The 19504-nt window shown below is 46.8% G+C and carries 17 protein-coding genes, 1 tRNA gene and 1 pseudogene; 2 read left to right on the forward strand and 17 right to left on the reverse strand.

What is annotated here, in order from left to right:
• Nucleotides 1-3 precede the first annotated feature (3 nt).
• From WKV44_05130 to WKV44_05175, 10 genes and pseudogenes are all read right to left on the reverse strand, one after another.
• Nucleotides 4-1275, reverse strand: coding sequence for a restriction endonuclease subunit S (locus WKV44_05130; GenBank protein MEM5947920.1), 1272 nt, complete (start codon nt 1273-1275; stop codon nt 4-6).
• Nucleotides 1268-4234: a type I restriction endonuclease subunit R gene (locus tag WKV44_05135; GenBank protein ID MEM5947921.1), complete on the reverse strand. Its 2967-nt coding sequence runs from the start codon at nt 4232-4234 to the stop codon at nt 1268-1270. The genes WKV44_05130 and WKV44_05135 overlap by 8 nt, the downstream gene beginning before the upstream one ends.
• Before the next feature lie 26 nt (nt 4235-4260).
• Nucleotides 4261-4470 (reverse strand): annotated as a pseudogene (locus WKV44_05140) (DUF6079 family protein).
• Nucleotides 4471-4490: 20 nt separating this feature from the next.
• Nucleotides 4491-4994 carry a BREX-3 system P-loop-containing protein BrxF gene (brxF, locus tag WKV44_05145; GenBank protein ID MEM5947922.1) on the reverse strand — a complete coding sequence of 168 codons (504 nt, stop codon included), beginning with the start codon at nt 4992-4994 and terminating at the stop codon, nt 4491-4493.
• Between the two features lie 35 nt (nt 4995-5029).
• The gene (locus WKV44_05150) at nt 5030-5260 is read right to left on the reverse strand and encodes a helix-turn-helix domain-containing protein (GenBank protein MEM5947923.1); all 231 of its coding nucleotides are present in this window, start codon (nt 5258-5260) and stop codon (nt 5030-5032) included.
• 426 nt (nt 5261-5686) lie between these two features.
• Nucleotides 5687-5759: transfer RNA gene (locus tag WKV44_05155), tRNA-Asn, on the reverse strand.
• A gap of 63 nt (nt 5760-5822) precedes the next feature.
• Complete coding sequence (gene amrS / locus WKV44_05160; GenBank protein ID MEM5947924.1) at nt 5823-6689, reverse strand: AmmeMemoRadiSam system radical SAM enzyme; 867 nt, start codon at nt 6687-6689, stop codon at nt 5823-5825.
• Complete coding sequence (locus WKV44_05165) at nt 6686-7000, reverse strand: hypothetical protein (GenBank protein MEM5947925.1); 315 nt, start codon at nt 6998-7000, stop codon at nt 6686-6688. Before WKV44_05165 ends, amrS begins: the two co-directional genes overlap by 4 nt.
• 244 nt (nt 7001-7244) lie before the next feature.
• Nucleotides 7245-7973, reverse strand: a complete 729-nt coding sequence (locus WKV44_05170; GenBank protein MEM5947926.1) for a PilZ domain-containing protein — start codon at nt 7971-7973, stop codon at nt 7245-7247.
• A gap of 1 nt (nt 7974) precedes the next feature.
• Nucleotides 7975-8919, reverse strand: a complete 945-nt coding sequence (locus WKV44_05175) for a hypothetical protein (GenBank protein MEM5947927.1) — start codon at nt 8917-8919, stop codon at nt 7975-7977.
• Nucleotides 8920-8955: 36 nt separating this feature from the next.
• On the opposite strand from WKV44_05175, the gene mfd reads away from it, so the two are divergent.
• Nucleotides 8956-12342, forward strand: a complete 3387-nt coding sequence (mfd, locus tag WKV44_05180) for a transcription-repair coupling factor (protein MEM5947928.1) — start codon at nt 8956-8958, stop codon at nt 12340-12342.
• 171 nt (nt 12343-12513) lie between these two features.
• Here the strand turns inward: mfd and WKV44_05185 are convergent, their stop codons facing one another.
• Nucleotides 12514-13782: a FliG C-terminal domain-containing protein gene (locus WKV44_05185; protein MEM5947929.1), complete on the reverse strand. Its 1269-nt coding sequence runs from the start codon at nt 13780-13782 to the stop codon at nt 12514-12516.
• A gap of 225 nt (nt 13783-14007) precedes the next feature.
• Here WKV44_05185 and WKV44_05190 point away from each other — a divergent pair, with 225 nt between their 5' ends.
• On the forward strand, nt 14008-15126 hold the full coding sequence (locus WKV44_05190; protein ID MEM5947930.1) for a TRAM domain-containing protein: 1119 nt from the start codon (nt 14008-14010) through the stop codon (nt 15124-15126).
• Nucleotides 15127-15265: 139 nt separating this feature from the next.
• Here WKV44_05190 and WKV44_05195 read toward each other — a convergent pair whose 3' ends face one another.
• The 6 genes from WKV44_05195 to WKV44_05220 form a co-directional block, all read right to left on the reverse strand.
• Complete coding sequence (locus WKV44_05195) at nt 15266-15658, reverse strand: hypothetical protein (GenBank protein MEM5947931.1); 393 nt, start codon at nt 15656-15658, stop codon at nt 15266-15268.
• 2 nt (nt 15659-15660) lie between these two features.
• Nucleotides 15661-16287 (reverse strand): hypothetical protein, encoded by a 627-nt coding sequence (locus WKV44_05200; protein MEM5947932.1) that lies wholly within the window; start codon nt 16285-16287, stop codon nt 15661-15663.
• A complete protein-coding gene (locus WKV44_05205) occupies nt 16287-16520 on the reverse strand; it encodes a hypothetical protein (GenBank protein MEM5947933.1) in 234 nt (77 codons plus the stop codon). Before WKV44_05205 ends, WKV44_05200 begins: the two co-directional genes overlap by 1 nt.
• Before the next feature lie 290 nt (nt 16521-16810).
• Nucleotides 16811-17338, reverse strand: a complete 528-nt coding sequence (locus WKV44_05210) for an adenine phosphoribosyltransferase (GenBank protein MEM5947934.1) — start codon at nt 17336-17338, stop codon at nt 16811-16813.
• A 61-nt stretch (nt 17339-17399) separates the two neighbouring features.
• Entirely contained in the window at nt 17400-18422 is a 1023-nt protein-coding gene (tsaD, locus tag WKV44_05215; GenBank protein MEM5947935.1) for a tRNA (adenosine(37)-N6)-threonylcarbamoyltransferase complex transferase subunit TsaD, read from the reverse strand.
• Nucleotides 18419-19336, reverse strand: a complete 918-nt coding sequence (locus tag WKV44_05220; GenBank protein MEM5947936.1) for a divergent polysaccharide deacetylase family protein — start codon at nt 19334-19336, stop codon at nt 18419-18421. Before WKV44_05220 ends, tsaD begins: the two co-directional genes overlap by 4 nt.
• Between the last annotated feature and the right edge of the window lie 168 nt (nt 19337-19504).

Consider the following 19504-nt stretch of genomic DNA (forward strand, 5'->3'; position numbering starts at 1 on the left):
CGTTTACTCGACCTCCTGCGGGAAAAGTTGCTGCAAGAGCCCCTTCTTGTGGGCCTTGAGGGCGTCGAGCCGCTTCGCCTGAAGCTCGATCAGCTCATCGAGCGACGACAGACAGTCGGCAATTTTTTGTTGTTCCATTCTATCTCTAGGGATGGGAAGAATTATGCTGAAAAAATCATCCGCGCTGATATTCAATAATCCATCACTTCGTGCAGAACTGGTGATGAACTTAGCTAATTGAATTCCATGGAAGTTGTTCGCAAAATAGCCAATGAAAAACTCTGACACGTATTCCGGTTTAAATTCGAAACAATAAAAAGCGTTAGGCACAGCTACTTCATCGAATTCGCGTAGCTGATAGATGGCACCTTGAGGAAAAGTCTTTGAATTGCCTTTGTTGTACGCAAATTGCCCATTTTTTAATCTGATGTAATTGTGGTATTGGTGCCCGGCAATTTCTCTTCCGAACTTTTCTTTTTGAGAGACGAATCCTATTCCTGCAGAGATGCTAACGGCTACTAATCGGCGGTCACCGACTCTCTCTGTAATTCTGTCAGCCACATCCCCCAACCGCTTCACCTCCCACGGGCCGGCGTTGCGGAACTCGGGGAAGCGCAGGCGGGGGGTGGTTTCGCCCTCGCGGGGGAAAAGCTGCTGCATGAGGCCCTTCTTGTGGGCCTTGAGGGCGTCGAGCCGCTTCGCCTCCAGCCCGATCACCTCATCGAGCGACGACAGGCAGTCGGCGATTTTTTGTTGTTCGGGAACTGATGGGATGCGTACTTGAAGTAGTTTTACTGTATCGGCGTTTAGGTTTCGGACTCCCCCACCAGCAGCAGCATCTTGGAAGTATTTTTGACAAGTAGGCGAAAGAATTTCGTAATATAGAAATTCATTTTCTATATCGTGGCTGATATCCTTAATTGCAAGCCACCCATCATGAATGCAAGCATTTATTTTTAAAATATATGGTCGTCCAAAACTCATCGAGTTGGACATAATCAAGTTTCCGGGATACACCTCTCTTGTTTTAGAGAGCCCAGAAGGCTTTATCTTCTCTTCAGTAGAAAAAACGTATTTTGAGTCTTCTCGTAAATCACCAATCTTGAGCCAACTTAGCCCTTGGTCATTTTTCGTTAGGTATTTATCAATTGGTCGTGGTGATCCGCCACGGACAACATCGGCTACCTCCTCCAACCGCTTCACCTCCCACGGTCCGGCGTTGCGGAACTCGGGAAAGCGCAGGCGGGGCACAGCGGTTTTCTTCTTCTCAGTCATGTTCATACACCTCCAGACCTGAAATTTCCTTGCCCTGGGCGAGCTTCTTGAGCAGCGGCGCAAGGTCCTCCATCAAGGCCAGCTCCTTGTGCGCCCGCGCCTTCCAGCCCAGCCCCAGCGGAGCCATGAGGTCGGTGAGGGCGTCAGGGTCGAAGATCATGCGGTGCAGGATGCCGTCGATGAAGGCTTGCAGCGCGTCGCGGTCGAGGCCGTGCTTTTCGGCAATCTCGGTGACCTGTCGCGCATACTTTTCGGACTTGAAGCGCTCGTAGCCCGCGCGGATCTCCTGCTCAGTGAGGCCCTGGCCCTCTTCGAGGGTGCTGACGTATTCGATGATCTCCTCGCGCTCCTCCAGAAACTTGGCGTTGGCCCGCAAGAGCCCCACGAGCTGATCGCGGGTCATCTTCTGCTTTTTCGGCCCCTTGGCGCTGAAGCGGGCGATGAGCTTCATGATGTAGTCGTAGTCGATGAGGGCCGAGTCGAAGAGCACGAACTCGAAGTCGAGCTGCTGGATCGGGTCGTCGGGGTCGGCGGTCCTGGCCTGCTTTTCCCTGAGGCGGGCGGCCACGTCCAGATAGACGCCCTGGAAGGCGCGGAGGGTGTCTTCGGGCAGCAAGTCCTCGACATCGGCGCGGGTTGCTTCGTCCAGATCCGTGTACTGGTCGAGCTGGGTTCTGTAGCGCTGCACCTCCTTGAATCGCTCGATGAAGCCGGCGCGGGCCTCGTCGCCCCGGAGGTTCTCCACCTCCTCGGGTTTGCAATCCAGTCCCTGCGATTCCATAAACGCCCGGAGTTCTTCGACGGCATACTTGAGCTTCTTTGCCACCACCGGCGCCGGATCCACCAGCCAGATCTCGCGGGCCCGTGCGCCGGCCTCGCCGGAAAAGAGCGTGATGGCCTCGTCCACGGCGTCCTTCTGGGCGCGGAAGTCGAGGATATTGCCGTAGGGCTTGGAGTCGTTGAGCACGCGGTTGGTGCGCGAAAAGGCCTGGATGAGACCGTGGTGTTTCAGGTTCTTGTCCACATAGAGGGTGTTGAGGTACTGCGAGTCGAAGCCGGTCAGCAGCATGTCCACCACGATGGTGATGTCGATTTTCTTCTCGCGCGGCAGGTCCCGGTTGGGGTATTTCTGAGCCTTGATGCGGTTTTGGATGTCCTGGTAGTAGCCGTCGAAGGTGGAAAGGTCGAAGTTGGTGCCGTATCGGGCGTTGTAGTCGGCGATGATCGCCTTGAGGGCCTCCTTCTTCTGGTTCGGCTCCTTCTGGTTGTCGGCCAGCTCCTGGGGCAGGTCTTCCTGGAGCTGGGCGATGTCGCGGTTGCCGTCGGCCGGCGGCGAGAAGACGCAGGCGACGTTGAGCGGCTGGAAGGTCTCATCTTCGGCCTGCCGCTGGGCCTGGATCTCCTTGAACAGCTGGTAATACTCGATTGCGTCGTCGATGCTGGCGGTGGCAAGCAGGGCGTTGAAGCGGCGGCCGTTGGTGGCGGCGTCGTGCTTGTCCAGGATTGCCTCAACCACCTTCTGCTTGGCGAGCGTCTCGCCGGGCTTGACCGGTGCGCCCTCGGGCTTGTAGTAGTCCACGTGGAAGCGCAGCACGTTGCCGTCGTCGATGGCGTGGGTGATGGTGTAGGCGTGGAGCTGTTTGCCGAAGACGTCGGCGGTGGTGACCATGCGCGCCTCGGTGCCTTCGATGGTCCTGTAGGTGGCGTTCTGATCGAAGATCGGCGTGCCGGTGAAGCCGAAGAGCTGGGCTTTCGGGAAGAACTCGCGGATGGCCCGGTGGTTTTCGCCGAACTGCGAGCGGTGGCACTCGTCGAAGATGAAGACGATGCGCTTGTCGCGCAGGGGCTTGAGGCGCTTGCGGTATTCGTTGCGGTGGTTGGCGTCGAGCGCCAGACCCAGCTTCTGGATGGTGGTGACGATCACCTTGTCGGCGTAGTCGTCGGAGAGCAGCCGCTTCACCAGGGTTTCGGTGTTGGTGTTCTCCTCCACACAGCCGGGCTGGAAGCGGTTGAATTCCTGCCGGGTCTGGCGGTCGAGGTCCTTGCGGTCCACCACGAACAGCACTTTTTCGACGTCGGGGTTGTCCTTGAGCAGCGTCGATGCCTTGAACGAGGTGAGCGTCTTGCCGCTGCCGGTGGTGTGCCAGATGTAGCCATTGCCGCGGTGCTCGTGAATGCAATCGACGATGGCCTTGACCGCGTAGATCTGGTAGGGACGCATCATCATCAGCTTGCGCTCGGTCTGGATGAGCACCATGTAGCGGCTGATCATCTCCGCCAGCGTGCATTTGGAAAGGAGCGCCTTGGCGAAGTTGTCGAGATGGGTCACTTTCTCGTTGTCCGGCTTGGCCCACCGGTAGATGGGCAGAAACCGCTCGTCGGCGTCGAAGGCGAAGTGTTCGGCGTTGTTGTTGGCAAAGTACCAGGTCGTGCTGCGGTTGCTGACGATGAAAAGCTGTATGAAGCAAAGCAGCGTATTGGTGTAGCCGTTGCCCGCATCCTGCTTGTACTCGACGATCTGCTGCATGGCCCGGCGAGGGCTGATCTGGAGCGACTTGAGCTCGATCTGGACGAGCGGCAGGCCGTTGACGAGCAACATCACGTCGTAGCGGTGGAAGCTCGATTTGGTGTTGATGCGCAGCTGATTGACGACCTCGAACTCGTTCTTGCACCAATCCTTGAGGTTGACGAGCTGGTAGTGCAGAGGCGTGCCGTCCTCGCGCTCGAAGGTGTTGCGGTGGCGAAGGCGCTCGGAGCAGGCGAACACGTCGGGGGAGACAATCTCGTCGAGGAGCCGAGCGAACTCGGCGTCCGTGAGCCGGACGCAATTGAGCGCCTCGAACTTCTCGCGGAAGTTCCGCTCCAGCGCTTCGCGGTCGCGGATGTCGGGGCGGTGGATGTATTTGAGGCCTTTCAGCTTCTCTATCAGCTTGTTTTCAATGTCATGTTCCTTTGTCATGCCCGAGCTCCTTGGAGTGGCATCGCGCCGTAGTTGCCCACGACAAGCAGCCCTTTGTTATCAAGGGGCTGGTCGAACTGAAGCTGGGGGATCACAAGGCCGGTCAGCTTATCGGCCATCTCGTCGGAGATGACATAGGTGCTGACCAGCTGTCTGGCGATTGCGGCCTCATCGGCATCCCGTAGCTGGACTACGGACTCGATGGGCTCGAATTGGATCAGGTCTCCATATCTCATTGCACATCCCCCTTTTCAGCTTAGATTCTTGTTTCCTTCATGTGTCTGCCGCTAGGCAGGTCCGGACTGGCCACCAGAAAATCGCAAATCGGGTAGCGACGGTATTCGGGGTGGTCCGCCGCGGCGTAGGTCATGTGACCATCCACGATGGATCCGTTCCAGGCGGCCACGACCGTCTTGTTCCGGGACAATCCCTGAAGCAGACGCAAAGGATCCTGCTTCAGGTGGACATCGAAAAGGATCTCGATGTTGTCGAGCAAAACCAGCTCGCCTGTGGCTTCACCCACGATTTCGCCCAAGAGCCGCGGTAGCTGCAGAGCCCGCCTCCGTTCGGTCAGGTCCAGCATCCGGCGAGACAGCTCGAGATTGACGTTGACGAGCGGTGCGGAGGTCGAGGCCGACACCTCCTGCAACGCGGACGTCTTCCCGCTTCCCGCCGGGCCCACCATCAGGATCAGGCGGTGATAGAGCTCGCGAGCCTCGCTGATCTTTCGCAGGACCTGATCCGCCAAGGGCTCCGCCATTACTCGTTTCCTCCGTATTTGACTCGGGCATTCCCTCACCTTCCGGGCGCACCCTTGGTGCGTCCAAATCGGCTGTCTTGCCGATTTGTCGTATCGCCGTGCGTCTCTTCCAACCATCGGTCAATGGCTTCCTTTCGGAAGTGCCAATGACGGCCAATCTTCTGGCACGGGACTTTGCCTTCCCGACGATCTTGTAAAGTGTCGATTTCGATCTCTTCGGACAGGCAGGAAATTATTTGATGGTCAGGAAGTCGCCTGTTTTTCATCCATCATAAGCACTCTCATGGCCTTTACGCCAGATTTCGTATCATTGAACCTCTTTTATTTAACGTAGTTTATAGTCAGTAATAGTTGGTGTCAATATATTTTTTGCTCACTGTTTATGGCTCGCACCCTCATGACCTAAAAATCGTCTGTCCTGACGATATGTCAAGATAATCTAAACTCATGCGATTTCCGCACACGAGAGCTCAGCAACCGCCCGATGAGCTGTCCTATACCGGGCTACCTATCAATAGACAGTTTTAAATGTCAGGTGGGTACACCGACTACAACAACGTGGGTTGCTATTGTACTCCGCAAGTCTTATCTCTAAACGGAAAATCCAAGAGAAAAACAAATGCCCTGCCGGGTCATCCCGGCAGGGCCATGTGTTAACTAAGAACCAATAGAGTTGACAGCTTTAAACCTAGCTCCCCCGGACGGACTCGAACCGCCGACCTAGTGGTTAACAGCCACCCGCTCTACCGACTGAGCTACAGGGGAATCTTGATGTTGGTGAGACTATATAATATTTTTTTGCTCTTTGTCAATATGTTTTTTTAAATTTTATATATTCCCCGGATAGACATGCCTTAGATATTTTTTTGCAATATCAACGGCAGCGAGCACGCGGGATGGCGGTGTTGGTGGTTGTGTATAATGATAGCGCGGATAGTATGCTGTAAGATGCAAGGGGATATCATCCCTTATAGCGGCAACCCACTTTGCAATATCCCTGATTTCCTCGTCGCTGTCGTTTTTACCTGGGATAAGAAGAGTGGTAACCTCCACATGGATTTTTTTTGCCGCCTGCAAGATAAAAGCCTTAACCGGCTCTATCTTTCCCCTGATAAAAGAAGAATAAAAATCAGCATTAAAACTCTTGAGATCAATATTGGCAGCGTCCATATGCTCCAGGATATCCTCCGCAGGAGCGGGATTGATATATCCGTTGGTAACAAGCACATTCTTGAGCCCTCTTTTCCTTGCAAGGCGGGCAGCCTCTGTTATAAACTCAGCATGAATAAGCGGCTCAGAATACGTGTAGGCAATCCCCATAGACCCCAGAGCGATTGCCCTGTCAACCAGCTCTTGCGGCTCAAAGAAAGAAAGAGAAGACACAAGAGAAGCAAACTCAATAGAAATGCTGTAGTTCTGACAAAAGGGACAGCGAAAAGGACAGCCCACAAAGCCCACGCTCATGATAACAGAACCCGGAAAAAAATGATATAGCGGCTTTTTCTCAATAGGGTCCATTGCGATAGAAGAAATCATGCCATAATACGGAAGCATCAGTCTGCCCGCCTGATTTCTGCGCACTCCACAAATCCCGATCTTTCCCTCGGCAATAACACAGAAATGCGGACAAAGCTCACATCTTACCTTGCCTTCATCCAGCCTGGTATAATAACTTGCCTCAAAATCAGTTCTCATTCTTTTCCTACCAGAAAAGGCCTCAGCTCCACCCCCACACTGCCTTTTTTAATCCACACAGTAAGCTCACGAGCCATAACACCGTTCTCACCAGTAATAGCCGCCTCGGAATCTATGTGCAGAATATTTTCTATATAAAACTCCAAAACCCGTCTAGAATCAGAGTCAACATATAGAAGAACTTTCTTAGAATCGTAAGGATGCTTCTTTATAATCCCTTTAAACGGCAGTGCCTCAAGCCTATAGTTGCTGTGACCAGGAATCTCGGGCAAAAAAGGCTCTGTTACGTCAAGATACTTGTTAATTGCCATATTATAAGAATATAACTGGCGTATTATGCTGTCAAGAGAAAACATATTTCATACCGAACGGCTTTGCCTGTGCCAAAATAAAGCAAAGCTGGCAAGCATGGCACAGACAAGCCTGCCTACGGCAAATATATGGCACAAAAGCGAGCAAAACACTGTGCCTGCCGCCGGAGGCAGCACAATGACGCCGTGCGTCATGTGCGTTCGGTATGATTTTATAAAATATTCAGCTGGGTAGAAAAAGATACTAGGATAAAACGCTAATCTCATTATCTATAGCAGCTTCCAGAAAATAGTCCTTGATTGATTTTTTGAGCTCGTCTGTAGGGGCTATAAAAGCCAGATGAAGCCCGTCTATGGTAGAGATAACTGTGCAATCCACATTAAACAGCTTATCGCCCACGCGCAAAGAACAGTGTCTGAGAAGGCTTTTCTCGCGTATTTCCAGAAGAACTGAGGTGTCATAGGGCAAAAATCCAAGGCCTTCCAGAGATATGTCCAGAATCTTGCCAAAGACAAGCATGTGTTTATCAGGATGAGAGAAAAGGAAGCCAACTTTGTCGATGGATTGGGGAATAAAGCGCGGAAAACGCCTACCGTCAGGGAGCTTTCTGTATCTTGCAATCAGTTTTTTGACTCGCTTTATCTGAGCTGCATCGTTTAAGCTGCTGTCTACAAAGGCACGTATTCCCAGGGCTGTGGCCTTGCTAGCCTCCTCTTGATCAAACTTCTCACCGGTTAGAAGGATTATGGGAGCATCATGGATTTCTGTGCTTTTGATATAGCTGGCAAAGGTCTTCCAGTGTCTGGGAAAGTCCTCCGCATTAAACATGATAATATCAGGTGACATTTCTTCCAGATTGTCCATGGCTTTAACAGGGTGCCAATACTGGATGATTTCTATTCCCTGAAGTATCAGCTTGTTGATGAGAAGTTCCTTTATGTCATCTCTGTCCGATATCAGAAGTATCTTCATGCTATTCTGTTCCCATATTATGGACGTTATAGTCTGTTATGTACCATATATTATCTTTTTTCTTCAGCATGTAGGTGTATTCTTTTACTTCTTTATATGTACCATAGTCAAATTTTTCTATAACGACAACCTTTCCTTCTTTTTGTGTATATTCTGTTTTTACTATCTCATATTCCTGAGGTATCACTATTATATCTCTGTCAACAACACTGGATGTTAGCTCTTTTCTAAACGTATCAAGCATTCTGAGCCGTTCTTCTTCTCCCGCTTTAAGATATGCTGCTTTTCTGCTTCTATCTCTCATAAATAAGGACTCTATGTCCATGTACAAAAAAAATCTTTCCCATTGGTTTTTCTGCCTTGCTTCTATAACGTTTTTTACAACCATATCTGGGGGCATAGGTTGTGCCGTAAGTATTTCTCTAGTCTGCTCTTCTACTCTGATTTCCGCTTCTCTTAGGATATCCATGCCGGGGTGTATTGTAACAAGGATTCTGTTGGACTTGATAACAAGGTCTTTGTTTCCCAACTGAGGATAAAAAAGAGCCTGTACCACATATGTTCCCGGCTGGTCAAGCTGTCTGTAATCCCTAAGATCTTCTATCACGGCATATTCTTCTCCAGGCAGAAGCATTATCTCTCTATAGAATACGGGTTGATTTTGCAGCCTGTGCGTGATAAAAAAGTCTGACTCAGCAACACGGGCATTGGACATTGTCCTTATGTCAAAGTCAAAGGAAAACAGCTTCCTGTCTGCGATTTTAAAGGATATGCCCTTTGCACTATTGTTGGTAAGTGTTATCTTTACCATCAGGCTGCTGTCGGGGTAATATATGGCCTTGTCATACAGCCTTATGCTGCAGTCAAGACCGCTTAGGTCTTGCTCCTGAGCCCCCAGGGTTGTAGTGAGCAATATGAGTAATATCGGGAGGAATGCTTTTTTCATAGTTTACCTTCCTATTTTGTATTATTTTCGGAAGTTATGGAAGATTCCTTATTTTTAAAAGACATATTTTCTGCTATTTCTTCTCTTGAGGGCTATAAAGAGGCCGTAAAAAGGATAAATGCAGGGGTGTTCCCTGTAGATATCAAGGGTTTGCATAGTTCTGCAGTTGATTTTTTTATCGCAAGGCTGCACTCTCTTGGCTTAAAGCTCTGTCTTGTATTTACTACGGATAAAGAAGCAGAAACTGCAGGTTCTGCTTTATCTGCACTTGGGATAGAGTCCGCATTTTTTCCGGACTGGGGAGTTCTCCCGTATGGAGAGGGGCTCAGGGATAATGCTCCTGTTTTTGGAAAAAGAAGCGAGGTTCTGGCAGAGCTTTCTGCAGGTTCACACGATATAGTCCTTACATCGCTGAGGGCTTTTCTAACGCCTCTTCCTCCTCAGGAAGAGTATAAGAAGAACATAATCATCATAAAAAAAGGCAGCAATATAAATCCTCAGGCTGTTGCTGATAATCTTGTGTCCATGGGTTATCTCAGGGTACCACGGGTTTCTCTCAGAGGAGAGTTTGCTCTAAGAGGCGAGGTGCTTGATGTATATCCACCGGGCATGGATGAGGCTATAAGAATTATCTTTGAGTTTGATACTGTAGAGAAGATAAGCCTGTTTTTGCCTGATACCCAACGTACGGACAAAGAAATGGAAGAGGCTGTCATATATCCGCTAAGAGAGCATATATGGAAGGATGAGCATATACGAGCGCTTGAGAAATCTCTTGCAGAAGAATCCGTAAAACTGGATACAAGCCATATAACAGAAGAACTTTCTGTCAGAGGACATTTCTCAGGGGAAGAGATTTTTTATCCTCTTGCATACGATAAACCGTCAAATTTGACAGAATATCTGCCGGACAATGCTATTGTTGTTATGGTACATGCAGAAAGACTGATAAGAGCAGAAGAAGCGCTTATAACAGAATACAACAGTCTATATAAAAGAGTACGCCATCTTAGGCCTTATCCGCATCCAGAAAAAATACTCCTGCCTCTAAGACAGCTCACACACAAAAAAAGGTTCATAAGACTCAACTCCATAGACAGCCCACAAGGCTCTATAACAATCAATACAGAAGGTCCTAGAGCATTCTTTGGCAATGTCAATTTTTTTAAAGAAGAGCTGCAAGGCCTTATCAAGAATAAATACAGAATCTACGTAATAACAGACTCCAGAGTACAGAAAGAAAGGCTTGCGTTTCTGCTCAAGGATTATCCAGAGATAAAGATAGAACTATCGGATGTTCCTGCAGGTTTTATACTACCAGATAAAAAGATAGCTGTTTTCCATGAGGATGAGATATTTGGCAGGAGAAAGCGCGTTGCAAGCTCCGTAAAAAAGACAAGAAGCACCCCTATAGACAGCTTTGTCGAGCTTTCTGCGGGTGATTATGTTGTGCATGTGCAGCACGGCATAGGGCGTTTTTTGGGCATAAAACGCATGAAGATAGGCAACAATGAGAGGGACTATCTTCACATAGAGTATGCAGGCTCAGAATATGTATATGTGCCCATAGAGCAGGTAAACCTTGTACAAAGATACATAGGAAGCTCCGACTCTGAGCCAAGGCTGGATAAGATAGGAAGCAGTTCCTGGAAAAAGAGAAAAGAGCAGGTAAAAAAATCCGTAGAAGACCTTGCAAAGAAGCTTATACAGCTGTATTCCAAGCGTTCTACTGCCAGAGGCTTTGCCTTTCCTCCTGATACGGAGTGGCAAATGCAGTTTGAAGCGCGCTTTCCTTATCAGGAGACAGAAGACCAGCTAAAATGTATACAGGAAGTAAAAGAAGACATGGAGTCCCCAAGACCTATGGACCGTCTTGTCTGCGGCGATGTAGGATACGGTAAGACAGAAATAGGCATGAGAGCAGCCTTTAAGGCTGTCATGGGTGGAAAACAAGTAGCTTTCCTTGCACCAACAACCATACTTGCAGAACAGCACTATGAGAACTTTCTGGAAAGACTGGAGGGGTTCCCCGTACGAGTGGAGATGCTATCAAGACTTGTGCAGCCTGCAAGACAAAAACAAATTCTGCATGATTTAAGAGAAGGAAATGTAGACATACTCATAGGAACTCATAAGATACTTAGCAAAAACGTGCAGTTTAAAGACTTGGGGCTTGTTATTATTGATGAGGAACAGCGTTTTGGCGTCAAGCATAAAGAAAGACTCAAGGAACTTAAGAACTCGGTAGACTGTCTCACACTGACAGCGACACCAATACCGCGTACGCTCCATATGGCTCTGCTTAAAATACGCGATATATCCGTACTGGAAACCCCACCCCAAGAAAGGTTGCCAATAGAAACATATATAGAAGAGTTTTCCGAAGAGAGAATAGCAGAAGCAATAAGAAAAGAAGTACAACGCGGAGGACAAGTCTTCTACCTGCATAACCGCGTGGAAACCCTGCATCAGATAAAAACCTTTCTGGAAAACATAGTACCAGAAGTACTTGTGGAGATTGCCCATGGACAGATGAGCCCCAGGATACTGGAAGACGTCATGCACAGGTTTATACACGGCGGTTTTCACGTGCTTGTCTCTACAACCATAATAGAAAACGGAATCAATATACCCAATGCAAATACAATCATAATAGATAGAGCAGACATGTACGGTATTGCACAGCTGTATCAGCTCAGAGGCCGCGTGGGGCGCTCGGACAAAGCAGCATACGCATATCTGTTTTACCCTGCGCAAAGACAGATATCCGAGCTTGCAGAAAAGAGGCTGCAAGTAATAGCAGACCATACAGAGCTTGGAGCAGGTTTTAAAGTTGCTCTCAAAGACCTGGAAGTCCGCGGTGCAGGAAACCTTCTTGGACGAGAGCAGAGCGGCGACATCCACTCCGTAGGCTTTGACATGTACCTCAGACTCCTGGACCAGACAATACGCGAGATGCAAAAGCAAGGAGAAGAAAGCCCGGAAGAAACCTACATGGAACTCCAGTACACAGGATATATCCCGGACACATACATATCGGAAACACAGGAAAAAATGCTGATATACAAAAAAATAGTCTCCGTCGACACACTGGAAGAGCTGGAAGCACTTGGACAGGAGCTTGAAGACCGCTATGGCCCTATGCCACCGGAAGTCTCAAGCCTACTTGGGATATCGGAGCTAAAGATAATCGCCGGCAAATTGTACATAACAAGCATAAAAGAACGCGCCGGCAAAATCACCATAGAGTTTGGCAAAGTTTCTGTCATATCACCAGACAAGGCGCTTAGGCTCATACGAGAAAGTAACGGCGCAATCAAACTAGACCCCACACATCCCAACAGAATAGAAATAACGCTTGACAACATAGGTCTCAAGGAAAAAACAGAATATCTTGTGATAAAGCTGAGCACTCTTTTATAAAATAATACCGAACGTCGTGACTGCACACTGTCATAGCCTTATGCCAATAGGCAGCACAGGCCGCGCCTTGCACGGGCTGTGCGTTCGGTATAAAAAGGAGTGCAGTCACTCCTGCCTGCGGCAAATGCAATGTGTAAATAACAGGATAAATATAATGTAAAACACAAAGGATTATTCTACATACTCATCAGATTCCAGAATAATCTTCCCGTCGCGGACACGCTGTCTGAGCAGACCAAGAAACTCGCGGGTTATCTTATCCACTTTACTGCGCTTTACTCCGCCAAGACGCATGTACTCATCCGATACCATATTGCGTCTGCGCTCGGAGAGATTCTTGAGAATGCGGGATTTGTATTCTTCTGGTTTTCCCTTGAGAAAAAGGGCTATTTCATCGTTGTCAAACTCCCGTAATAAATCTGCAAGTTCTCTATCCGGGATTTGCATAATGAGGTCAAGAGTGAGGAGTCGCTCTTCCAGACGCTCTGCAAGCTCTGGAGACTGCTCCCTGAGGCGAGCAAGGAGTTCCTCCTCTTTTTCTATAGGCGTGTTTTTAAGAATTTCTGTGAGTATATCCATACCGTTTATTTCCTGCTCACTGACATCACCCATATTATGCAGTCTATCACGCAAGGCAAGCTCTATTCTCTCAAGTATATCCGCATCAAGCTTTCTCTTCTGAGCCATATATTTTATGGCCTTTATACGCACATCGTTATCCAGCTTGACAAGCACCTCCGATGCCTTTGCTGGAGGCAAAAAAGGCAATATTGCGCTTATTACGGCAGGGCTTTCTTTTTTTAGAAGAAGAGCAATCTGTGAGGCAGGAATATTGGCAAGAAAAGAAAAAGGCTTGTACAAGCCTGCCTCAAAAAGCTTTGTGCTCATATCTCGTGCTTTCTCTGGACCAAAAGCTTCTTCCAGAATTTTAAAGGCAACATCGGCACCACCACGAGGTCCTGCAGCCTCACGGGCAGCAAGGTTAAAGGAAGCTAGAACTTCCCTAGCCTCTTCCGGTTTTATGACAGGAGTTTTTGCTATCTCCCTTGCAATAGCCTCCACAAGCGGCTCATCAAGATAACTAAGAATCTCTGCAGCCCGTTCCTCACCCACAAGGATAAGAAACCTGGCAATAAGTGCAAGTTTTTTTTCCCGGGATGCACCTGATAATGCACCATCTTTGTCTGCAACCAGCTTGGCAAAAGCATCCCTGACAGCAGCAGAATCGTATGTCCCGCCGGTCTGTTGCATCATCTTATTATCCAAAGGTGAATTATCTTTTCTTATATTACGGGAAGACTGTCCATCAGAAGCACTTGAGGATTTATCTCTCAACAAGTCTGATTTTCTATAGGCAGCCTCAAGATGGGGAGGAAGTTTCTCCTCTCCTACCTTTTTTATGCGAGAATACGCAGATGCACGCTTCTTATTGATATCCATGCACACACATAGTAAACCCAAGACCTAATAGCGTCAATAAAAGAAAAAGAAAATTATACACGGATGACTCAACGCAAACTATCTTAGACAAAAAGAAAACAAGTTACTGGATACAGCAGATATCAGTACAAAAACAACTTCACCCTCAAAAATAAATTACAGGTATAGAATAAACAAAAACGCTCAGAGGATGAAAAAGAATCTCAAAACATGTTATCATAAGCTATGCAAAACACAGTAGAACTTACAATAGAAGAGCTTGCCCCACTTGCAAGAGGGATTTCCAGACACGAGGGGAAAATAATATTTACTGACTACACTCTTCCAGGTGAGAAAGTTCTGGCTGTCATAAAAGAAGAACACAAAGATTATGCAACAGCAGAGCTGATAGAAATTATAACTGGCTCAGCACACAGAGTAAAGCCACACTGTCCCCATTATGGCATATGTAAAGGCTGCAATATGCAGCACATAGAATACCAGCATGCACTAGAATACAAAAAAAACTGGCTGAGAAAACTTCTTACTGACAATAAACTTACAGATATACCGCATATAGAGACAATAAGCTCAAGTCCGTACGGATACAGAAACAGGTTTCAAATTCATATAGAAAACAAAAAGCCAGGATACAGAAAAAAGGATGGCAGGCATTTTCCTATAAACCAGTGTCCCATCCTCAATCAGGCTGCAGCCCCAATATTTTCTGATGATTTTTCTGATATTCCGAATAAAAAAAGGCTCAATCTTTTTTGCCATAACAACAGACTTTACGGGAGAAAAGGAGCAGAAGACTTCTCCGTTACTATGGCAAACAGAACATACTACGGAAGAACTGATTTGTTTTTTCAAAGTAATACAGAAGTCTTAGAAAAATTAATACAATGGATAGAAGAAAAAACAGAAAATATGTCTCCTTTATCCGTATGGGATTTATACTCCGGCTCAGGACTGTTCTCTTCTCTTTTTGCAGATCGTGCTGAGTCCGTAAAACTTGTAGAAGAAGTAACAGAGTCGCTTGCACTGGCAGAAAGACAGCTTGGTAAAAAGGCAAATTATTATGCAATGACAGTAGAAGAGTTTTTCTCTTATCCTGCGGCAAGCAAGCCGCCAGATCTTATCATACTAGACCCTCCACGCTCAGGGATTTCTAAGAGCGCAAGGAAGTCTATAATCAAGACTGCATCACCTACTCTGCTGTATATATCCTGCAATCCCGCAAGTTTTGCACGTGATGCCGCACAACTCATAAGACATTCTGGCTACAGGATAAAAGATATAGTGCTGTGTGACTTCTATCCGCAAACACACCATGCGGAGATTGCATCGATACTGCAAAGATAATAGACAATGCAGGGATACAAAGCATAATAAGGGAGAGTAATAACAGCACAGGATAGCCCACTCCTTGTAAAACCGCAATAACACCTGTGTGCTGGGTTATGACTGTAACAGGTAAAAAGTAGAGCTCAAGAGAAAAACATTAACTCAAAGACAAATCCCCTACTATCTTATATACCTCACCATCCTTAACCACCTTGAGCTTTCTCTCCGGAAACTCCTGTACAAGAAGAGCCTGCAGCCTTTCTACAGCCTCAGAAACTATCTTTTCTCTCAAATCACCATCTACATGAGATAGTGTTGCAATCCTAAGCTCTAGAACATAACCACGACCAAAGTCACTGCCAAAACCTGCAGAAAAGCTGGCTCCAACACCAAATAGTCCATCCTGAGAACTGTCGCAAGTCTCTCCGCGTGCGGGCCTGCTGGGGTGACGAGGGAAAAGTCTGCCATAACGGTCCTCAAGCTCCGTATCAATCCTGTCAAACACTGCCTTAAGCCTTTTCTCAAAATCGATAAGAACAGGATGCTCCATCCCTACCACCTTACAACAAGCGTATCGGGAATCTTACCAAGAATTACATCTGATATGGGAGCCTCCAGGGACACTGTCCTACCATCCGCAACCCCTGCAGAAGTATAAGAAACAGGAGCAAAGACCGTAATCTTGAGCTTAAAACCATAATCAGAAAAAAAGGTATTGATAAAATCAACTGTTTCCTTATCTTGGGGAATATCCTCTGGAGAAAACAACTTAAGTGACATCTCATATGAGCCATTGCTCTGTACAACAGTGAGCGTCTGCCCTCCAGCTGACAACCACTCAGACAGAGCATCCGGATTATCAAAAGCAAGTCTTGCAGAAATAACCATATCAGTATCAGTTGTCTTGCTGTCATAAGAGACAAGCCTTATACCATCAATCTCGCCAAGCTCCATCTCAAAGACCTCACGAGAGTACGGTACAGGTAAAAGAGGCTCATATTTGCTAGGGTCCGGAGGAGTAGAAGAAGCAGTAGTATTTACAAGAGCAAGAGGAACGGTATAAACTACATCCGCAGTGCCACTCAAATCCCGCTTAAACTCAATCTTAACATCCTCAGATATACAGGAAACAGACAAAAAAACAAGCAACAAAATAATAACAAGTTTAAAACTCCTCACTATTCCTCCTCTATAGCATTCTCGGTTATATCCTCATCCTTGGGAGTGACTTTGACATTCTTTTTCTTAGAAGACGATTCCACCTCAGGCAGCTTACCAACAAGAATCTTGGAACGAGAATTAACCCCCCCCAGATAAACCACAATCAAAAAGCCAAAGAAAAAAACAACAATAGCAACCCACACTTCCCAATGAGTAAGGACCTCAAGATACAACCGAAAATCCTTTAACATAACAATATATTATTACCAAAGAAAAACAAAAGCAACACCCGTATCAATAAACAATAATACCGAACGTCGCAATCGCACCCTATAAAGAAACACAAGCAGTACGGGCGCGATTACTCCTGCCACAGGCTTATAAGAGGAAAAACAGAAAGGCCCCCCTCAAAAACTTTTCTGCCAGTGGCAGCAGTGGACGCTCTTAGCGGACACTGCGTTCGGTATAAAAATATCCACTAAGAACTCAGGTATGTCTCACGCATAAAAAAACCCCGCAAAAGCAGAGCGTATTTGTACATCTACTCAGAATCGTATTCTATGAGGGTACGCACAGGAACATCACCAAGCTTCTCGCTGTAGTTTAAAAAAGGAAGCCCAATAGGTGCAAAGATTTCTTTGACACTGGCACCAGCCTCGGTAAGCAAATCAATGGCAGCTCTCAGAGTACCACCTGTTGCAACAAGGTCGTCCACTATAAGAAAAGTCTGTCCGGGACCCACATCAGCCTTGTGAATCTCTATGGTGTCCTGACCATATTCAAGATCAAAGGTTTTTGACAGGGTTTCTCCAGGAAGCTTGCCTTTTTTTCTTACAAGAATCAGAGGAAGAGACAATCTCTCAGCAAGGGGAGCCGCAAAAATAAAGCCACGTGACTCTATTGCAGCAATGGCGTTTATATCTGTATCCTTGTATGTCTCGACCATAGAATTGATGCAATAGGAAAATGCCTCCGGATTGGCCAGAATGCTGGTAATATCATAGAAAAGTATACCAGGCTTAGGAAAATCCGGAATCTTGCGTATGGCTGCGTCAAGGTCAAAGGCCATAAAAACTCCTTATATTAATCTCGCATAAGTTTAACTCATAAAACAGGAATATCTCAAGAGGCTATTTTGAAGAATAAGGTTTAAAATCAGGCACCCTGGCACTTACCCCACTCTCAAGCGAGTCAAAGCGCCCTCTTATCGCATACTCATAAGCAATGGCAGCAACCATGGCCCCGTTATCCGTACACAGCTCCATTGACGGGAAAAAAACTTCCCAGCCCTCATGTTTTTTTTCTGTCAGGACACGCCTAAGATAAGAGTTGGCAGCAACACCACCTCCCAGCACAACGCGCTTTATTCCAGTATCGTTTACAGCTCTATCAAGCCGCTTGAGAACCATATCTATAGCAGCTTTTCTAAAAGAAGCTGCTATATTCTCCGGACTAGACTCATATCCGGGATTTTTAAACTGCTCAAGCTGATAGACAACTGCAGTCTTAATGCCGGAGTAAGAAACATCATAGGTATGTTTATCCTTTTTTAATACAGAATCCGGAAAAGAAAAAGCAGTATCACAGCCTTTTTCTGCCATCCTGTCTATGACCACACCACCTGGATATCCCCAGCCAAAATGCTTGGCAACTTTGTCAAAGGCTTCTCCACAGGCATCGTCAATAGTCGTCCCCATAACCTCAAAATCGTCAAAGCTGTTGACCATACTTATTACTGTGTGACCTCCCGATAACAGAAGACCTATAAAAGGATAAGATATATCATATTCAAGGTGAGGCGCATACAAATGCGCCTTGATATGGTCTACCGCCACTAGAGGCTTTTCCAACCCCATTGCAAGCCCTTTTGCAAAGGAAAACCCTACGACAAGAGAGCCCATAAGCCCCGGTCTATTGGTTGCAGCAACAACATCTATATCGCAGGAAGAAATACCCGCTTCTTTTAATGCACGGTTATAGACATCCATTATCCATTCAACATGCTTTCTGGAAGCTATCTCAGGAACAACTCCACTGTAAGGCTTATGAAACTCTATCTGGGTTGCAATCACATTGCTAAGAACAGAGCGTCCATCCTTTACAACAGCAACAGAACACTCATCACAAGAAGACTCTATACCTACAACAATCATTCTTTTCTCAACCTCTCAACAATATCACCAAAGAACACGCCCCGTTTCAAAAAACTCATGTGAACTTCCTCAAGTATAGAAGGCAGCTCTTTTGACCATACATGGCCTATTGCAACAGCATACCCCCTTTCTTCTGCAATTCTTGCGGCATGTTCTAGAGCTTCCATTATATACTCTCTATCCTGCTTGTTATCAAGAAAGACATCACGCTTTAGAGAAGGAATTCCCATATTACGAGCAATATCGTAGGCAACACTGTCCGGCGTAGTCCTGCTGTCAACAAAATAAAGGTTATGCTGCAATAATATACTCAAAACCTGCTGCATGATTATAGGATCTCTTGTTATTTTTGAGCCCATGTGGTTGTTGACTCCCGATAAAAAAGGAATACCGGCTATAGCCTCCTCAGTAAGCTTTGCAACTTCCATCGCATCCATATCCGCAAGTATTGCCCCAGGTCCGGGATTGCTACCATTATCAGACTCCATAGGAAGATGGAGAAAAACCCTTTTACCAGCCTTTTTTACAAGACCTGCAATCTCCCTACTATATCTGAGATGAGGCAAAATAGAAACTGTAAGAGGAAAAGATAAATCCAAAAAAGGTTTAACTTCTTCAACAGAATACCCTGCATCATCCAGAATAAGATAGATATAGTTTTTTTTTGCCAAAGGCAAGGGAGACACAACAGGAGGCACAATAGGAGAAGGTGTTATCTCAGGATGAGGACTGTACAATGAAGAAGGCTCGGGAGACGCTAATACAACAGGCTGAGTCGCAGGACGGAGCATATACACAAGTGCTACTAGCAGCAAAAATATAATAATAGAAAAAAATACTAGCAGCCTGTTGAGCCTTTTTATCTTTTGTCGAGGAGTGAGTCTTTTTTTTCCGCTTGATTTTCTTTTACCCACAATTTTTTATTACATATTTTTGGACTTCCTACAAGAGCAAATGGACATCATGGTCTACTCTCCTGGATATCCAGATAAAACCTATACATAACGTAAGCCCTGTACCAGCATGGCAAAACAGAAACCGCACTATTTCCCAAAGAAGAGAAAGCCCATCCAATATAATTT

It is taken from the genome of Spirochaetia bacterium 38H-sp (assembly GCA_039023545.1).
In the GTDB taxonomy this organism is placed as follows: Bacteria; Spirochaetota; Spirochaetia; order Winmispirales; family Winmispiraceae; genus Rarispira; species Rarispira pelagica.